Raw genomic sequence first — 18,868 nt, forward strand, 5'->3', positions numbered from 1 at the left:
CCCTATTTAGTGGATCCCTATCCATTGGAAAAATAGCACCATGGCCTACTCTACCTTCTGTCAAACACCTAACGATGCCACCCGTGAACCTATGTTTTTAGGTCAATCGGTCAACGTGGCTCGTTACGATCAACAAAAATATGAAGTGTTCGAAAAACTGATAGAAAAGCAGTTATCTTTCTTTTGGCGCCCGGAAGAAGTAGACGTCAGTCGCGATAAGATTGACTACGGTGCATTGCCTGATCATGAAAAACACATCTTTATTTCGAATCTGAAATACCAAACCCTACTCGACTCGATTCAAGGCCGCTCGCCCAATGTGGCCTTTTTGCCGCTGGTGTCACTGCCTGAATTAGAAACCTGGATTGAGACTTGGTCTTTCTCTGAGACGATTCACTCGCGCTCATACACCCACATCATTCGCAATATTGTTAACGATCCTTCAGTGATCTTCGACGATATCGTCGTGAACAAAGAAATCTTAAGCCGTGCGACCGATATCGCCGCTTATTACGATCATTTGATCCAACTGACTCAGATATTCCATTTACTCGGTGCAGGAACCCATGTCATCGATGGCAAAGAAGTCATAGTAAACACCCGCACCCTGAAAAAAGCCTTGTACCTGTGCATGATGTCAGTCAACGCCCTAGAAGCCATTCGTTTCTATGTTAGCTTCGCCTGCTCATTTGCCTTTGCTGAACGTAAGCTCATGGAAGGTAACGCGAAAATTATTCGCTTAATCGCCCGTGATGAAGCCTTACACTTAAACAGCACTCAGCATATTTTAAGCATCATGCAAGGCGGTAAAGACGATCCAGAAATGGGTGAAATTGCTGCAGAATGCCAACAGGAAGCTTTCGATTTATTCTTCAAAGCCGCAGAGCAAGAAAAAGAATGGGCCAAATACCTGTTCAAAGACGGCTCTATGATAGGTTTGAATGAACAGATCCTGTGCCAATACGTTGAGTTTATTACTAATCAACGCATGAAGTCGGTGAATCTACCGCAACCATACCCAGAAATAACCAATCCATTACCTTGGATGAAAAACTGGTTAGAAAGCGATGCAGTGCAAGTTGCACCACAGGAAGTTGAAGTCTCTTCATACCTTGTCGGCCAAATCGACTCCGCGGTTGATGGTGATGAGTTCCTCGACTTCGATCTATAAGACACTTAAAAGTGACGTTACAAAATGGCATTAAAACAGTGACATCAAAAAAACGGCCACAAAACCTGTTTGCGAAGGCGCCAATCGTGCGCCTTCAAGGTCAACCTGTGTTGCTCTTTACCGAGCAACAAGGCACTTTGCTGCAAGCGCTCGAAGCCAAAAAAGTCAAAATCTTCTCAGAATGTCGCAACGGTTTCTGCGGTGCCTGCAAAACACGCGTCATCAGCGGAAAAGTCAGCTATTTAAACGAACCCTTAGCCGAACTCAAACATGATGAATGTTTGCCCTGCTGCTGTGTACCAACCGAAGATTTAGAGCTGGATCTATCACCTGAAGGTGCAGCTGTGGTCACCTATGCGTGTCAATCGAATCAGAATAAAGCCAGTTTGGCAAAGTCAAAGCAAACACAAAATGTAGCAAGTGACACACGCACGCAGAAACAGGCAGTGTTTGAAGACTCATAACGGCAAGACTCGATTGTTCAATAAGCTGCTTTAAACAAGATGTAGCGTTAAAAGCAAAAATCGCTTTCAAACAAAAATGAGCTCTTAAACAAAGAGTAGCTTTAAGACAAACAGCCCCTTTCAATACAGCCTAAATCAATCCGCGCCATTAGATACCAAACGTATTAAAACCCACTATTTTCCCTTCTCTCTATTTTCAATGCATTCACACTAAAAAACCTAAAACAAACTAAAACAAACTAAAACAAAAAAGCCTGAACACAGGTTCAGGCTTTCAGGATCTAAAATTGAATACTTAACGCTTAAAACGTACGACTTAACGACTTTCTATAAACGCATTGCCAGTTCAGCGCCTTGGCGGATTGCACGCTTAGCATCAAGCTCTGCCGCGACATCTACGCCACCAATCAGATGCACAGGCAGGCCAGTTGCTTTCATCTCATCCACTAACGTGCGATTCGATTCTTGCCCAGCACACAAAACGACGTTATCAACGGCCAGCACTTCAGCGGTTTCACCCACGCGAATATGCAGTCCTGCATCATCAAACTTATCGTAACTCACGCCCGTTTTCATCTTCACATCATGTTGCTTAAGCACAAGACGGTGGATCCAGCCGGTGGTTTTGCCTAAGCCCTTGCCCATCTTCGACGTTTTACGTTGCAGTAAAAACACCTTACGATGATCAGTATTGTCGGAATGAGGTTCAGTTAGGCCGCCTGCATGCTGGTAAGTTTTATCTATGCCCCACTGTTGTAGCCATTTATCGGGGTTCAAGGTGCTCGACTGGCGCTCACACAAAAAGTGCGCCATATCGAACCCTATACCGCCGGCGCCAATCAAGGCCACCGTATTACCGACAGTCACTTCACCCGAGAGCACTTTTTGATAATCGACCACCCGTGGGTCGTCAAAACCAGGTAAGACTAAATCACGCGGCACAACGCCTGAGGCGATTACCACATCATCAAACTTTTCGGTCGCCAACACACTGGCATCGAGGCGAGTGTTTAATCTCAGCTCCACCTTATGCAGCTTAATTTGGTTAATGAAATAACGAATAGTCTCGTTAAACTCTTCTTTCCCAGGGATTTTACGGGCGAGATTAAACTGACCACCCACCTCAGATTTTGCTTCAAACAAGACAACGTCATGGCCACGCATGGCGGCATAAACAGAAAACGCCATGCCCGCAGGGCCTGCCCCCATCACCGCAATACGCTTTTTATTGGCTGTGGGTAAGAAGTTGATTTCAGTCTCATAACAGGCGCGAGGATTCACTAAACAGGTTGCGCGCTTGAGGGAAAAGGTATGGTCAAGACATGCTTGGTTACAGCCAATGCAGGTGTTGATAAGCTCCGGCGTGTTCACCGCAGCCTTATTCACAAACTCAGGATCAGCGAGGAATGGCCGCGCCATCGATACCATGTCAGCTTGACCTGAGGCGATAATCTGCTCACCAATCTCAGGGGTATTAATGCGGTTAGTCGCAATTAAGGGAACGGAAACAGATTGTTTGAGCTTTTCTGTCACCCACGCAAAGGCGCCACGGGGCACGCTTGTCGCAATGGTCGGTACTCGCGCTTCATGCCAGCCAATGCCCGTATTTAGAATGGACACACCAGCTTGCTCTAACCACTGGGCCAGTTGCACTACTTCATCCCAAGTCGAACCGTTATCCACCAGATCGAGCATGGATAAACGGAAGATAATGATGAAATCTTTACCAACTTTTGCCCGTATCGCGTTAACAATCTCAATCGGGAATTGCGCCCGTTTTTCAAACGCACCACCCCATTCATCGGTGCGAGTGTTGGTACGCGCACTAACAAACTGATTAATCAAATATCCTTCAGAACCCATCACCTCAACACCATCGTAACCCGCTTTCTTGGCAAGGGCGGCGGAGCTGGCGTAATCCTTAATGGTCGAGCGCACTTGGCGACTAGACATAGCAGACGGCGTAAAAGGTGTAATGGGTGATTTAATCTTGCTCGGTGCTTGGGAAAAAGGATGATAGCCATAACGTCCCGCATGCAAAATTTGCATACAGATCTTACCGCCAGCCTCATGCACCGCCTGCGTTACCACGCGATGCTTACCCACTTGCCAAGGAAAACTCAGCTGACAGGCATGGGGCGTAAGGCGACCACGAAGATTGGGGGAAATACCACCTGTCACAATCAAACCTACACCGCCCAGAGCGCGTTCTTTGTAGAACGCTGCCAGTTTCTCAAATCCGCCCTTTTCTTCTTCCAAACCTGTGTGCATTGAGCCCATAAGCACACGGTTTTTAAGCTGGGTAAATCCCAGATCTAAGGGTTCTAATAAATGGGGAAACGACATTCAAACATCCTTTTAAAACAAGTGATTTAAATCAGCATACCTTGTGTCAAATCTAAGCTCAACCGTTGGATCGAGGCCATCAGTCAAAATCCTTTACAATTGTGTTTAGCCTGTAGCGCCATTTTCAGTTAGCATTGGCAGATTGGACTTATAAAGGAGTGGCAGATGTCCGCTAACCCATCGTTTTTCAAGAGAATATGTTTGTTTATTTGGCACACCCTGAACGGGACACGTAAACTCATCCTCAATCTAATCTTTTTTGGACTCTTAGCCGCGATCATTATCTCCATTGGCAGTAGCGAAGATATCCAAGTTGAAGATAATTCGGCACTGGTGCTTAATTTAGCCGGCTCTATTGTCGATCAGAAACAACAAGTCGATCCCTTAGAAGCCGCATTCAAACAAGGCCAAAATGCCAACGCCGATGGTGAAATCCTACTCGCCGATGTGCTTTATGTCATTGACAATGCAGCGCAAGATCAACGCATTAGCGTACTAGTGCTCGATCTGGTCGATCTTAAACGTGCTGGGATCAGCAAACTACAATCTATCGGAAATGCACTCAATCGCTTTAAAGAGAGCGGTAAAAAAGTCATCGCCATCGGCAACTACTACGAGCAAAATCAATATTTCCTCGCCAGTTTTGCCGACACCATTTACCTCAATCCCCAAGGCGGTGTCTCGCTTGATGGCCTGAGTATGTACAACCAATATTTCAAATCGGCCTTAGAAAAACTCAAAGTCAAAGCGCATATTTTCCGCGTGGGGACCTTTAAATCTGCGGTTGAACCCTACATACGTGACGATATGTCAGATGCTGCGCGGGAAGCCAGTAGTGCACTGTTAGCCGATGTATGGCAAAGCTACACACAAACGGTTGCAGGCAATCGCAATATCGAACCGCATTCTCTGGTGCCCGACGCAACCACTTATTTGGCAGAGCTCGATAAAGCCAATGGCGATTCAGCCACAATGGCAATCAACATGAAATGGGTTGATAACCTAGCGACCACAGAAGATTTTCGTAAAACCATGCTAGAAACCGTAGGAAAAGCCAGCAGTGGTGACAGTTTCAAGCAAGTCAGTTTTTATGATTACTTGACCTTAGTGACGCCATTACCCAACTTTGTAGAGCAAGACAGTGTTGGTATTATTGTGGCAAGTGGCACAATTTTGAACGGCACTCAACCTGCGGGCCAAATTGGCGGCGAAAGCACTGCCGAACTGCTACGTAAGGCACGTTTTGATAAACACATTAAAGCCTTAGTATTACGCGTTGATAGCCCTGGCGGTAGCGCCTTTGCCTCTGAGCAAATTCGTCAAGAATTACTGGCACTTAAAGCAGCAGGTAAACCCGTGGTTGTGAGCATGGGCAGTTTAGCCGCATCCGGTGGTTACTGGATTTCAGCCAGTGCCGACTATATCTTCGCAACGCCAACGACGCTCACGGGTTCGATTGGGATCTTTGGCATGATCACTACCTTTGAAGATTCATTGGCCAGTATAGGCGTGCATACCGATGGCGTATCGACCTCAGAATGGGCAGGATTATCTGTTACCCGCACACTTTCCCCCCAGATTGAAGCGATTATCCAACGTCATATTGAACGCGGCTATTCAGACTTTATCTCCCTGGTCGCTAAAGAACGTAAGATGACCATAGAACAAGTCGATAAGATTGCTCAAGGCCGCGTTTGGAGCGGTAAAAAGGCTCTTGAACTTGGCTTAGTCGATGAACTGGGTGATGTAGATGAAGCCATAGCTAAAGCCGCTAAACTCGCGGATATGACGCTATTTGACACCCGCGTCATCGAACAAGAGCTGACACCCGAACAAAAATTCATGCAGCAGATGTTTGCCTCAGTATCGAGCTACCTGCCCGCCTCACTAAGTCAGTCATCGATGTTAGAGCAAATGCTACAACAGTGGACTAGCAGTTTGAAAACGTTAACCTCTTTTGATGATCCAAATAACGTCTACATCTACTGTGATACTTGCAATATGATGAACTAAATCTGCTAGCGTCTAGGTTGCAGCTCGCAACTTCAAGATGATGACAAAGACAAAGCCCGGATCTCCGGGCTTTTTTATTGGGTTTATGTCAGTAAAATCGTATAATTCGGCCACTTGAAGCTAAGAAAACGACAAGAATGACTAAACGCTCCATTTATGTTGCCTATACTGGCGGCACCATCGGTATGCAAAAGACCGATAACGGCTTTGTCCCCGTCGCGGGATTCCTGACTCAGTGCGTGCAATCTATGCCTGAGTTTTACCATGAAGAAATGCCGACATTCGTCATCCACGAATACTGCCCGCTTATCGACTCTTCCAATATGGCACCAACCGATTGGCAGATGATCGCCGACGATATACAAGCCAATTACGATAAGTACGATGGCTTTGTGATCCTTCACGGCACAGATACCATGGCGTACACAGCTTCGGCACTGTCGTTTATGCTGCAAGGCTTATCAAAACCTGTAATAGTGACGGGCTCGCAAATTCCCCTCGCCCAGCTGCGCTCAGACGGCCAAACCAATTTATTAAACTCACTCTATATTGCGGCGAATTATCCAGTCGCTGAAGTGTGTTTATTCTTCAATAACAAACTCTTTAGGGGTAATCGCTCGACTAAGGCCCACGCCGATGGCTTCGATGCTTTCGCCTCACCCAACTTCCCGCTACTGCTTGAGGCGGGGATCAAAATCAATCTGCGCGCAGGCAAGATCACCGTTGCCAACGATACCCCATTAGAAGTCGCTCATATCAGCCCACAACCTGTCGGTGTGGTGACCTTGTATCCTGGGATATCGACACAGATTTTTGAGAACATTCTGCAACAGCCAGTTAAAGCCCTCATACTGCTGACATTTGGTGTGGGTAACGCGCCGCAGGATGCCGCCTTACTCAAAACCTTAAGGCAAGCAGATGAACGTGGCATAGTGCTAGTGAATCTAACCCAGTGTTTCCAAGGGAAAGTGAATATGGGCGGCTATGCCACAGGTAATGCATTAGCCAAAGCAGGCGTGATCAGTGGCGCCGATATGACTATAGAAGCGGCCTTAGCAAAACTGCATTATTTGCTATCTAAAAATTTGCAACCAGCTGAGATAAAAGCGGCCATGTTACAAAATCTAGTCGGTGAACTGAGCATAGATTAAAGATAGTGTCTTCTAATCTATTTGTTGCCCTCAAACGCTAGCAACAAAAAAAGCCCATATTTGATGGGCTTTTTTGATTTAAACTCAGACTAGATTTTAGTTCAGACTTAACAGCACTAAATGAGCGTTTATTTTAAGACTTTTGCGGACCAAGAGTTGCATTGAAGTTATTTGATATCAAATCAATGTTAGCATTGATATCACTAACAAAAGATAAAATGCTAGCTCCCCTTGCCAACCTCAGACTTACACCTAATTCCTAATAAAGCACACCTTGCAAGCCGATCTGCGCGGCCAGTCAGAAATTATAAATCCTGCGCTTTAAAGCCAGCAATCGGCTCACCGCGGAATTGCTTTTTCAGCTCGGCCTTAGACAGCTCATTTATTTTACCGTCAGATGCAATAGTGAAATGCTCTGTTTGCTCAAGCTTACGCGCTTGATACAACATCACCACCTGCAGAGTCGATTCACGCTGAGTCTCACTCAACACAGTACCATCCTCCCACTTACCCAGCTCAGCAGCACTGCGAAGCCTTTCATAGACTTCAATGGGCATTTGATCGATCACTTGATTGATATCCGTCATACACTTTTCCGCTTATGTAACACGATTCTGACTCGTGTTACGAGATAACCTACAAAACCAAACACAAAACATATTCCGGCGATATTCGCCCGCATACCTTCGGCGGGTTCCCCACCCCAAAACCAAATCACCACACCAGCAATGAACAAGGTCATAGCAACGAAACTCTGATTCATTAAGCTGCTGGACTTTTGAATATGGCTAATGCGCGATAAGGACTCATTGTCGCCATCGGTTTTTGCTTGGCAATGGGGGCATGAAGGCGCTTTGCTCGACATACGTTTACGACACACCGGACATTCAATTAATGCCATATCAGCCTCGCCCTAACGTAACTTATCAACAACGGCGAGCATGGCAATCAGCGATGCTTCACCTAAATAAATACTGCGTTCTGGTGACCAACCCACAAAAGGATCGGCCAGATTGTTATTGTCTTTAAACGGCATCTCAAGGGTATTTGATAAACACTTGAAGGTCTGGGCAACCCAATTAGACGCTACGGTCAGATTCGCTTGGCCGGGCTCATCTTTATCATACCCATACTGAGTTTGAAAATCGGCACTGGCTAAGGTCAATGCTTGACTAAAGTCCGCTTGCAGCTGCGCCAGTTTATCATTGTAAGCGGGGACGCCTTCACAACCCGCTAGAAACACATAAGGTAAGCCTTCATCACCATGCACATCATAAAACAGGTCAACACCCGTTTGCTGCATCTTGTTGACGACGTGATATACCTCAGGGCTTTTTTCTAAACTCGGTGTTTGCCACTCGCGGTTTAGATTAATCCCAATCGCGTTAGTGCGCAGATGACCTCTGACACTGCCATCGGGATTCATGTTGGGCACTATATAAAAATTGGCCTTATCAAGCAGTGCTTTTGCCGTGGGACAGTCATTATCGAGTAAACGATTCACTAGACCTTCAACTAACCATTCAGCCATCGTTTCACCCGGATGTTGTCTGGCGGTGATCCAAATATTGCGTTTAGAAGGATCGCCATTCCCTACTTTCATCAGAGTAATATCGCGGCCATCTAAGGTCAGACCTAAATGCTCTAAATTGACATCTGGGTGTAACTGGGCGCCGCTGAGTAAATCTAAATGACGCTCATAGCTGTAGGGTGCAAAGTAAGCGATTTGAATGGCATCGCAATCTAACTCTATGCTAATGCTCAGTTTACCGTCTTGATATTGAGTCGGAATACGGAACCAATGCTGGCGATCATAACTGGCCACCGCCTGATAATCTTCCCATCCCTTGGTATAAGAAGCGGTTCCCGCATTGATAATATTCAAGGTGTAATGGTTACCCACTTCACCTTCAAATCGAAAATTGAACCATTGATAAAACTCACCACCCGCATCAGGGCGGATAGCAAGTTGAATATCGTCTTTATTATCAAGATTGACGACTTGGATATTTCCGCCATCAAAGTTGGCACTGATCCGCATAATGATTCCTAATAGGTTGTTAAAACTAAGGGCAATTTAATGGCGTGCGATAGATATCACACGGCACATTTTATTATATGGCCGATAGAATAAACCAAAACATCCCAAGGGGAAAACGAAAGCCATTAAATTCAGTCAAGACACTTGCAATCGACCTTTAATTAACCAGTTAACACGCCTAAAATCCATAAAAAAAGAGCCTTTCGCTATAAATTAATGAAGATATTAGACCATAAAACTATAACCTTGGCCTCGTACTGTATTTATCAAATTACGCGGCAAGCTGATATTGGCTAGCTTGCGGCGAGTGTTACTAATATGCATGTCCAGATTACGGTCAAATCGGCCCAAATCTTTCTGTAGCACTGAGCGCTGCAACTCTTGCTTAGTGATGACTTGGCCTTTTCTTTCAAAAAGATATTTAAATAATTTAAACTCGGTTTGGGTCAAATCGACATAGCGGGTGCCAATAGTGATCCTATAACTCATTTCATCGAAGTTAATCACTTTAGCCGCCACAGTCGCCATTTGCGGCGAGTGAGAGTGACCAGCACAGAGACGCCGCTCTAAGGCTCGTAAGCGGACAAAAATCTCTTTTATGCTAAACGGCTTACTCAGAAAATCATCTGCTCCCAATTCATAACCAGTGATGCGATCATCTTCATTATCACGTGCTGAGATCATCAGTACCGGCGTTGAACATTCACGCGCTTTTAGCAACTCAAATCCATTCATCTGTGGCATCACTAAATCAAGCACTATGATGTCTGGAGCAAAACTTTCAATGCATGCCAGACCCTCGATGCCATTAACCGCACACTTAACCTCATGCCCTTGCGTACATAGGGCATCAGCTAACCAAACGCTAAACAATGGATCATCATCGACCAAGAGTATTTTACTCATCCTTAAAGCCCAAACGAGAATCTATATCATTTATATTACCATGCGAATCGAGACGACTCTAGCGCTATTACATTCGTTAAGATGTGTGATGTTGAAAACTGTGAACAAAATACGATATTAACAACCAATCAACTGATGATTAGCGACTCTAAAATCATCTCATAAACTCCCAATAAAAAAGCGCCCTAAGGCGCTTTTTAGAAACTAAGAGTCTGAACTTAGCTTAGAATTTAACAGTTACACCACCGTAAATCACGCGGCCGACTGTGTCATATACTTGTGGAACTGTACCACCATCGCTACCGTTAGAAACAGTAACTGGTTTTTCATCAGTGAAATTCTTAACGCCTAAACTGACAGTCGTCATATCATTGATATGATAAGTACCAGAAATGTTATGGTACAAAATTGAGTCTACATCAGTACCTTGAGCTAGATCTGTCATTCCGCCGATATAACGATTGAAGTACATAACACTCCAATCATCTTGACCCGCTGACAAGCTAAAGTTGTTACGAACTCGGGCATAAGCACCAAAGTTACCATCAATAGTACCAGTATAGCTTTCACCATCCTGCTCGAAGTTAACTAAGTAAGTTGTGTCATTGTTTAGTTTCCAATCTAAACCAATAAGCTCAAAGCTGTAGGCTAAGTTGAAATCTACACCACTCGTGTCTTGTGTACCCACGTTAGTTAAAGCATTCGTTAAATTATCTAAATCGCCATTAGCGCCGATATTGAAAATTTCACAAGATGCTGCACCTGTTGCATCGCCATCTACTTGGAATCTATGACATGCATCTAGACCTGCTTGAGTGTCCATACGCGCAATCGCGTTATCAACTTTGAAACTCCAGTAATCCAAAGTCACAGACATACCATCAAGATAGCTTGGCGAATACACTAAACCAGCCGTATAAGACTCTGATTCTTCAGGCTTTAAATCTGGATCTGATGTACGATTTACTAAAATTTGTGGATCTTGAGCATTGCCCCATGGATCATCTAAATAATCAAACGAACCTGAGTTACCACCATACAATTCAGCAACACTTGGAGCACGGAAACCAGTAGCCGCTACACCACGAACCATTAACTCATCCGTTGCAGCATAAGTTAAGCCAATCTTCCAAGTGGTTGCTTTACCAAAAGTAGAATAATCATCTAAACGTAGCGCAAATTCACCCGTTAATTTCTCAGTGAAAGGCACACTTACTTCTTGGAAAATAGAAATAACGTTATAGTTACCATCTGTAGGGTCTTGTTGAGCAGCAGTACTTTCACCAGCAACAACTACAGGATCAGGATTATAAAAACCACTTTCACGACGGTATTCTGCACCAATCGCAAAACCAACGGCACCTGCTTTTAAATCAAACAATTCGCCATTTAAACCAGCAGAAAGTGTTTGTTGCTCATTACCACCATTTGCTTGCTCTGAATAACCGATTTCGTTAATCATTTGCTGTGTTAATGGGGTGCCACTAAACCATGCATTAGGATTTGCATAGATCGAATCAAGCATATCTGATGCATTGATAGAATTATCTACTGCAGTTTTAGCTTGGTTTTTACCATAGGTGTAGGTTACATCCCAGTTCATACCAGTATGAACATCTAAGGTGCCCGCTAAACCACCTGATAAACGCCAAGTATCAGTATCCTGAGTATAAATACGAGGACCTACATCGTTAGTCCGGCGACGATAGTTAACTAAACCCTTATCATCGGCTTTAATACCTGCTGCGATCATGCCGCTATCAAGCGTTACACATGGAGCTCCGGCTGGAACGCCCGCCGCGCCGCAAACATTTAGCATAAGATCAGCGGGTTGAGCAGCCATTTGCTGGTTAGAACGACGGTTGGTATAAATAGCATCTGCAGTTAACACAACATCATTACCTAACTCTTGAGTCATGTTAGCAAATAAACTACGACGTTCACTTGGTGTTTGATAGTAACTATCTTGGGTAAAATCATAACCGTATGAACGGTCTACCCAGTTGCCATTGGCATCTTTAATCTTGCCGCCTAAAGTACCTTCAGGGATAAATGAACTTGCACCAGGTTCAGTCCAATCACGGTCACCTTGGATCACGCCACGACGGTCAGAAAAAGCAGCACCAAAGGTGTAATTACCACCATCGGTATTGAAACCGTATAGTGCACTTACGTCGCCATTTTTACCGTCACCCTTGTCAGTGCCACTACCGTTAAAATCGAGCTGGAAACCTTCAAAGTCTTTCTTAGTGATAATATTCACTACACCAGCAATCGCATCAGAACCGTAAACAGCTGAAGCGCCGTCTTTCAGAATTTCAACACGTGCAATCATAGCGACTGGAATAGAGTTCAAATCCACAGAGCTGTTAGCACCGGAACCAGAGTTCACCATGCGGCGACCGTTTAATAACACAAGCGTACGTTGTGAACCCATGCCACGTAAATCAACTTGTGCAACACCGTCAGCACCGTTGTTTGTTGTTGAACCAATTGCCGCACCCGCCATCGAAGTCTGTACTTGCAGCATTTGGTCAACAGAAGTAAAACCTTCCGCTTTAATCGCAGCAGCATCAATAACGGTCACAGGAGATGCTGTTTCCATATCTTGGCGTTGAATGCGTGAACCTGTCACTTCAATACGTTCAACTTTTGCTTTTTCTTCAGCAGCAAATGCGCTTGACGTAACAAATGCACCAGTAGTGATAGATGCAACGATAGCTAAGTTAATAGCTGACGCTACTTTAGTTCTTTTGATCATGTATGAATGCTCCCTAGATCTTACTATTATTTTTATGCTTACAGCTTGTACAGCTATTGCTGTACTAGTGTTGCACCTGATACTGAGGATTCACTTTAACTCCGTCAATGCTCAAAATTTTAACCAATAAAAACAAATTGTTAATTATTGTGATTTATTTGGTTAATTAATTTGAATGCTATTTTTTAATACCCTTATTTACCACACCTATACAGAGTTAATCACCACGATATGAATATTAAGCAGGCTTTAAGACTGTTAATAAGAAACATAAATGCAACATTTTGCACATTAAAAAATGTGATGTGGATCACACTTTTCAATCCTTATTAAAGTTATCTAGAAGAACAGTGTATTGATTAACTATTGTTAAATCTGCATATCTAGCAATATCCACAGATAGCCAAAGCGCTAAAATACCGATAAACATAGATAAATTGCATTAAAACAGAGATACACTATGTATCAATTGTGCTAATTATGCATTTTAACAACGTCTAAAATTATGGTTTAACAATTAAGGTACAAATAATTCTGCACGCCTTTGAAATGACTATTTGTTACTGATCTTGCATATTAATTTTGAATATAAGTATTAGCTTCCAATCCCTCTAAACACTCCCTATTTCTTATTCTTAAATAAATGACTTACATCTCATACGGACCACATTCAAGGACAAATTTTCTTTATAAAAAAAGCGACCACTTAGGTCGCCTCTTATAGTCTGTATCATCAAACTGATGTTTACTCGGGTTTGATCAACTCAAAATGTTGATATGCCCGTGCGGTTGCAATACGGCCGCGGGGCGTGCGTTGGATAAAGCCTTGCTGGATCAAAAAGGGCTCTAGCACATCTTCAATGGTTTCGCGTTCTTCGCCTATGGCTGCTGCTAAGTTATCGAGTCCAACTGGGCCACCCATAAACTTATCGATAATGGCGAGTAGTAACTTGCGGTCCATGTAATCGAAACCTTCATTATCGACATCCAGCAAGTCTAGTGCATGATCGGCAACAAACTTAGTGACAGCGCCATCATGCTTCACCTGCGCGTAATCCCGCACGCGGCGAAGCAGTCGGTTAGCTATCCGCGGTGTACCACGTGAACGGCGTGCGATTTCAAATGCTCCTTCAGCATCAATATCCAGTTCCATCACCTGCGCCGAACGCGTGACTATGGTACTTAAATCTTTGATATTATAGAATTCAAGCCGCAGCGGGATCCCAAAACGCGCCCGAAGTGGTGAAGTCAAAGCCCCTGCCCGTGTTGTCGCACCCACTAGAGTAAACGGCGGTAAATCAAGCTTGATAGAGCGCGCTGCCGGCCCTTCACCTATCATGATATCCAGCTGATAATCTTCCATCGCCGGATACAAAATCTCCTCCACTACAGGGCTTAATCGGTGGATTTCATCGATGAATAACACATCACCGGATTCGAGATTGGTCAAAAGTGCGGCGAGATCGCCCGCTTTTTCCAGCACAGGCCCCGAGGTGGATTTAATGTTCACCCCCATCTCGTTCGCCACAATCATAGCCAAGGTGGTTTTACCCAATCCCGGCGGACCGTAAATCAACATATGATCTAAGGCTTCATTACGATTCTTTGCCGCTTGAATAAACACCTTAAGCTGTGCCCGAGTATCATCTTGACCCGTGTATTCATCGAGCATTTTAGGGCGCATCGCCCTGTCGATGGATTCATCTTGAGCTTGGATCTGCGGCTGGATGAGTCTGTCTGCCTCAATCATTATTATTCCTTATCGCAGCTTTCATCTTAATTATCATCATTGTTCAATTAAAGCATCGATTTAAGGGCGGCTTTGATCAGGGTTTCTGAATCCATGCCCTCTTTGTAGGCTGCAGAAACCGATTTGCTCGCCTGCGGTGGTTTATAACCCAGTGAAATTAAAGCTGAAATAGCATCTTCTTCGGCGCTATTGACTGTCGGCGCGGGTGAGTAATTGGATTGCAGCACGAACTCACGCTCTGAGCCTGCGGAGGCTTCCATCAAGCTCTTGAGCTTATCGCGCATTTCTACCAGTAACCGCTCGGCGGTCTTCTTACCCACTCCCGGTAATTTCACTAAGGTCACTATGTCATCGCGCTCAACGCAGCCCACAAATTCTCCGGCTGTCATGCCTGATAAAATGGTCAGTGCGAGCTTGGGACCGACACCATTGGTCTTGATCAGTAAGCGAAATAACGCCCTTTCCTGCTTAGTGATAAAACCATAGAGTAGCTGTGCATCTTCACGTACCACAAAGTGGGTGTAGACCATAGTTTCATGATTAACTTCAGGCAGCTCATAAAAGCTAGTAAGCGGCATCTGCAACTCGTAACCAACACCATTAACATCGATCAAAATTTCTGGTGCTTGTTTCTCAACGAGCACGCCCCGTAAACGACCTATCATCTGTACCGTCCGTATGTTCTTGCCGTTGCCCGGCCACTCAATGCAATTAAACTCTGGCTGGTGTGATAATGACACACAGCAACACCGAGTGCATCTGCGGCGTCAGCTTGTGGGGCTGCAGGTAATTTAAGTAGTTGTTGGATCATGTGTTGTACTTGGGCTTTCTGCGCTCGCCCCGTACCCACGACGGCGCTCTTAATTTGAGTCGCACTGTATTCGGCCACAGGTAAATTGGCGACTGTGGCAGCAACAATGGCCGCGCCGCGTGCTTGGCCTAACTTGAGCGCAGAATCGGCATTTTTTGCCATAAATACGCGCTCAATCGCAAATTCATCCGGTTGATACTGACGAATAATCTCAGTGAGCCCATCAAATATTTGCTTGAGCCTGCCAGGCAGCTCTTCAGACGAAGTGCGAATACAACCACTGCCGAGGTAAATCTGATGCCGTCCCTGACATTGGATCACGCCGTAGCCTGTGATCCGTGAACCTGGGTCAACACCTAAAATAATTGCCATTCAATACCTTATATGGGATCTACATTTGCGTCCCTGTTCCTACGTTAGCGTTTGCGAGCTAAAATTGGCATCAATTGACGCCCTAATTCAGCTCACAGTCAATCTAGCCTAGGCTTGCCATCACATCATCGGAGATTTCCGCATTATGATACACCTCTTGCACATCATCGTGATCTTCAAGGGTGTCGATAAGGCGCATAAATTTTTCGGCGGTTTCTAGATCAAGCTCAGCTTTCGTCGAGGCTATCATCGCGATTTCGGCATTATCCGCCACAAAATGGGCTTTATCGAGCGCCTCTTTCACCATATAGAAATCAACGGGATCGGTAAACACATCCACAGAACCATCATCATAGCTGACAATATCTTCCGCGCCCGCTTCAAGCGCCGCTTCCATCAATGCATCTTCATCAGTTCCCGGCGCATAGGATAACACCCCACGCTTAGTGAACAGATAAGAAACCGACCCATCCGTGCCTAAGTTACCGCCCGATTTACTAAACGCATTGCGCACACCGCTCACAGTCCGATTACGATTGTCCGTCATGGTTTCAACCATCACAGCGGTGCCGCCTGGGCCATAACCTTCATAGAGAATGGTTTCGAGTTGCTGGCCTTCTAATTCACCGGCGCCGCGTTTAATCGCACGCTCAACCGTGTCTCGGGTCATATTACCACCGAGGGCTTTATCAATGGCGACACGTAATCGTGGATTAGAGTCGGGATCTGAGCCACCTTCACGGGCTGCAACGGTTAACTCGCGAATGAATTTAGTAAAGAGTTTACCGCGTTTAGCATCTTGAGCCGCTTTACGGTGCTTAATGTTGGCCCATTTACTGTGACCTGCCATGGGAAGTCTCCTCTACTTAGGTATCATCTAGGTGCCATCGCAAAGCTTATCAAGAGCCGAAGGTGGAATGAGACTAAATAACGGCTATTTACTTAAAGGATTGAACTAACAGATATTGATAAGCGGTGGAATGACGGTTCACTAAAACAAACCGAGGCTCATGCCTCGGTTTTCGGTACGACAAAAAATAACTGACAAGGCTAACGTCAATCGACTTACACTAAAACGATTTACATAATGTCGATTTGAATAAGGTCGATTTACAAAAGTCGCCTTACAAAGCCCTCTTACAAAAGATCAGTCTTCAGCTTTAACAGCTTTCTCAACCACGGCAATACCAAGTTCAGCTAATTGCTGCGGATTGGCAAAACCAGGCGCGTTAGTCAGCGGACAAGCGGCAGTGGTGGTTTTCGGGAACGCCATCACATCACGGATTGAGCTTGCGCCCGTCATCAGCATGATGATGCGGTCTAAACCAAACGCTAAACCTGCATGTGGCGGTGTGCCGTAACGCAACGCTTCTAACAGGAAGCCGAATTTCTCTTTAGCTTCATCGTCAGTAATGCCCAGAATACGGAATACCGCAGACTGCATTTCTTGGTTGTGGATACGCACTGAACCACCGCCTAATTCGCAGCCGTTTAATACCATATCGTAAGCATCAGAAACGCGATTTGCTGGGTTAGCTTCAAGTTCAGCTGCCGTTACGCCGCGCGGTGCGGTGAACGGATGGTGAACCGCGTGGAAGTTGCCGTTGATTTTCTCAAACATTGGGAAGTCAACTACCCACAGTGGACGCCATTCACCTTGTAATAAGTTGAAATCTTCGCCCGCTTTAAGACGCAGTGCGCCCATAGATTCGGCAACCACAGTCGCCTGATCTGCACCAAACAGGATAATGTCACCAGTTTGCACGCCAGTGCGGCTCACGATTTCATTGACTATGCTTTCGTTTAAGAATTTTAGCACAGGTGATTGAATGCCTTCTAAGCCAAGGCTTAGGTCATTAATCTTCATCCACGCTAAGCCTTTAGCACCATAGATGCCAACAAATTTAGTGTAATCATCGATTTGCTTACGAGACAGCGCAGCGCCGCCCGGAATACGCAGTGCAGCAACACGGCCTTCTTCATCGTTCGCAGGACCAGAGAATACCGCAAATTCGACTTCTTTGAGTAAATCGGCAATGTCCACCAGCTCTAATGGGTTACGTAAATCTGGCTTATCTGAACCGAAACGACGCATCGCTTCGTTGTAGGTCATGCGCGGGAACTCGCCGAGATCGACGTTCAGCATTTCAAGGAACAGACCACGCATCATCTCTTCGGTTTTCGCCATCACTTGCTCAGAGCTCATGAAAGACGTTTCGATATCGATTTGGGTGAATTCTGGCTGACGGTCGGCACGTAAGTCTTCATCACGGAAGCATTTTACGATTTGATAGTAACGATCAAAGCCTGACATCATCAGCAACTGTTTAAACAACTGTGGTGATTGTGGCAAGGCAAAGAACTGACCTTTATAAGTACGGCTTGGTACTAAATAATCGCGGGCACCTTCTGGGGTTGCCTTGGTCAGGATCGGTGTTTCTATGTCTAAGAAACCGTTTGAGTCGAGGAAACGACGCACAGAACTGGTCACTTTAGCGCGGAAAATTAATCGCTGCGCCATTTCTGGGCGACGTAAATCTAAGTAACGATACTTAAGACGTTGCTCTTCGCTGTTGTTCTGGTAGTTATCCATGCTCAATGGCAGTGGATCGGCAGCATTGATAATCGTCAAGGCTTGACCTAAGACTTCAATCTCACCCGTCTTCATTTGACCATTGACTTGGCTATCAGGACGGGCACGAACTAAGCCTTTGACCTGAACGCAAAATTCGGCGCGCAGCGTGCTAGCGACATTGAACACCTCAGGTAAGTCTGGATCATAGACCACTTGGATGAGACCTTCTCTGTCTCTTAAATCTAAAAAGACAACGCCACCCAAATCACGGCTACGATTAACCCAACCTACCAAGGTAACTTCTTGTCCAACGTGAGACTTATTGACGTCTCCACAATAATGACTGCGCATCTAACTCTATCCTTTATCCGGAAACCGGTGCTTTGGAAATAATCAAAACGAGATAAAAGCGGCATTATAGTAAAATAATGCCGATTACCAAAGTACTTCACACTTAGGCGGTGAAGTATCAAACAGTTTTACGCCCTTGACTAGAGGCGAACGCAC

The 18,868-nt window shown here is 45.2% G+C and carries 15 protein-coding genes; 4 read left to right on the forward strand and 11 right to left on the reverse strand.

Annotated features, from left to right (window positions below; genetic code table 11):
• Positions 1-40: 40 nt before the first annotated feature.
• Both nrdB and yfaE read left to right on the forward strand, forming a co-directional pair.
• Positions 41-1,171 (forward strand): class Ia ribonucleoside-diphosphate reductase subunit beta, encoded by a 1,131-nt coding sequence (nrdB, locus tag KO533_RS00805; RefSeq protein WP_028759863.1) that lies wholly within the window; start codon positions 41-43, stop codon positions 1,169-1,171.
• Positions 1,172-1,209: 38 nt separating this feature from the next.
• Positions 1,210-1,635 (forward strand): class I ribonucleotide reductase maintenance protein YfaE, encoded by a 426-nt coding sequence (gene yfaE / locus KO533_RS00810; protein ID WP_219252440.1) that lies wholly within the window; start codon positions 1,210-1,212, stop codon positions 1,633-1,635.
• A gap of 327 nt (positions 1,636-1,962) precedes the next feature.
• On the opposite strand, the gene KO533_RS00815 is transcribed toward yfaE, so the two are convergent.
• Positions 1,963-3,981 (reverse strand): NADPH-dependent 2,4-dienoyl-CoA reductase, encoded by a 2,019-nt coding sequence (locus KO533_RS00815; protein ID WP_219252442.1) that lies wholly within the window; start codon positions 3,979-3,981, stop codon positions 1,963-1,965.
• Positions 3,982-4,146: 165 nt separating this feature from the next.
• On the opposite strand from KO533_RS00815, the gene sppA reads away from it, so the two are divergent.
• Both sppA and ansA read left to right on the forward strand, forming a co-directional pair.
• Positions 4,147-5,994 (forward strand): signal peptide peptidase SppA, encoded by a 1,848-nt coding sequence (gene sppA, locus KO533_RS00820; protein WP_219252444.1) that lies wholly within the window; start codon positions 4,147-4,149, stop codon positions 5,992-5,994.
• Between the two features lie 137 nt (positions 5,995-6,131).
• Entirely contained in the window at positions 6,132-7,145 is a 1,014-nt protein-coding gene (ansA, locus tag KO533_RS00825) for an asparaginase (protein WP_006086774.1), read from the forward strand.
• A gap of 305 nt (positions 7,146-7,450) precedes the next feature.
• Here the strand turns inward: ansA and KO533_RS00830 are convergent, their stop codons facing one another.
• The 10 genes from KO533_RS00830 to aspS form a co-directional block, all read right to left on the reverse strand.
• Positions 7,451-7,732, reverse strand: coding sequence for a DUF1315 family protein (locus KO533_RS00830; RefSeq protein WP_028759859.1), 282 nt, complete (start codon positions 7,730-7,732; stop codon positions 7,451-7,453).
• Entirely contained in the window at positions 7,729-8,046 is a 318-nt protein-coding gene (locus tag KO533_RS00835; protein WP_219234123.1) for a zinc ribbon domain-containing protein, read from the reverse strand. The genes KO533_RS00830 and KO533_RS00835 overlap by 4 nt, the downstream gene beginning before the upstream one ends.
• A gap of 12 nt (positions 8,047-8,058) precedes the next feature.
• Positions 8,059-9,186, reverse strand: a complete 1,128-nt coding sequence (locus KO533_RS00840; RefSeq protein WP_105252564.1) for a M14-type cytosolic carboxypeptidase — start codon at positions 9,184-9,186, stop codon at positions 8,059-8,061.
• A 225-nt stretch (positions 9,187-9,411) separates the two neighbouring features.
• Complete coding sequence (locus KO533_RS00845; RefSeq protein WP_028759856.1) at positions 9,412-10,092, reverse strand: response regulator transcription factor; 681 nt, start codon at positions 10,090-10,092, stop codon at positions 9,412-9,414.
• A 223-nt stretch (positions 10,093-10,315) separates the two neighbouring features.
• A complete protein-coding gene (locus KO533_RS00850) occupies positions 10,316-12,853 on the reverse strand; it encodes a TonB-dependent receptor (RefSeq protein ID WP_028759855.1) in 2,538 nt (845 codons plus the stop codon).
• 745 nt (positions 12,854-13,598) lie between these two features.
• Complete coding sequence (gene ruvB / locus KO533_RS00855; protein ID WP_028759854.1) at positions 13,599-14,603, reverse strand: Holliday junction branch migration DNA helicase RuvB; 1,005 nt, start codon at positions 14,601-14,603, stop codon at positions 13,599-13,601.
• Between the two features lie 47 nt (positions 14,604-14,650).
• Positions 14,651-15,268, reverse strand: a complete 618-nt coding sequence (gene ruvA, locus KO533_RS00860; protein ID WP_006081742.1) for a Holliday junction branch migration protein RuvA — start codon at positions 15,266-15,268, stop codon at positions 14,651-14,653.
• On the reverse strand, positions 15,265-15,786 hold the full coding sequence (ruvC, locus tag KO533_RS00865; protein ID WP_219252446.1) for a crossover junction endodeoxyribonuclease RuvC: 522 nt from the start codon (positions 15,784-15,786) through the stop codon (positions 15,265-15,267). The genes ruvA and ruvC overlap by 4 nt, the downstream gene beginning before the upstream one ends.
• A gap of 103 nt (positions 15,787-15,889) precedes the next feature.
• Complete coding sequence (locus tag KO533_RS00870) at positions 15,890-16,636, reverse strand: YebC/PmpR family DNA-binding transcriptional regulator (RefSeq protein WP_219252448.1); 747 nt, start codon at positions 16,634-16,636, stop codon at positions 15,890-15,892.
• A gap of 297 nt (positions 16,637-16,933) precedes the next feature.
• Positions 16,934-18,712, reverse strand: coding sequence for an aspartate--tRNA ligase (gene aspS, locus KO533_RS00875; protein ID WP_219252450.1), 1,779 nt, complete (start codon positions 18,710-18,712; stop codon positions 16,934-16,936).
• Positions 18,713-18,868 lie beyond the last annotated feature (156 nt).

It is taken from the genome of Shewanella sp. NKUCC05_KAH (genome assembly GCF_019345585.1).
In the GTDB taxonomy this organism is placed as follows: Bacteria; Pseudomonadota; Gammaproteobacteria; order Enterobacterales; family Shewanellaceae; genus Shewanella; species Shewanella oncorhynchi.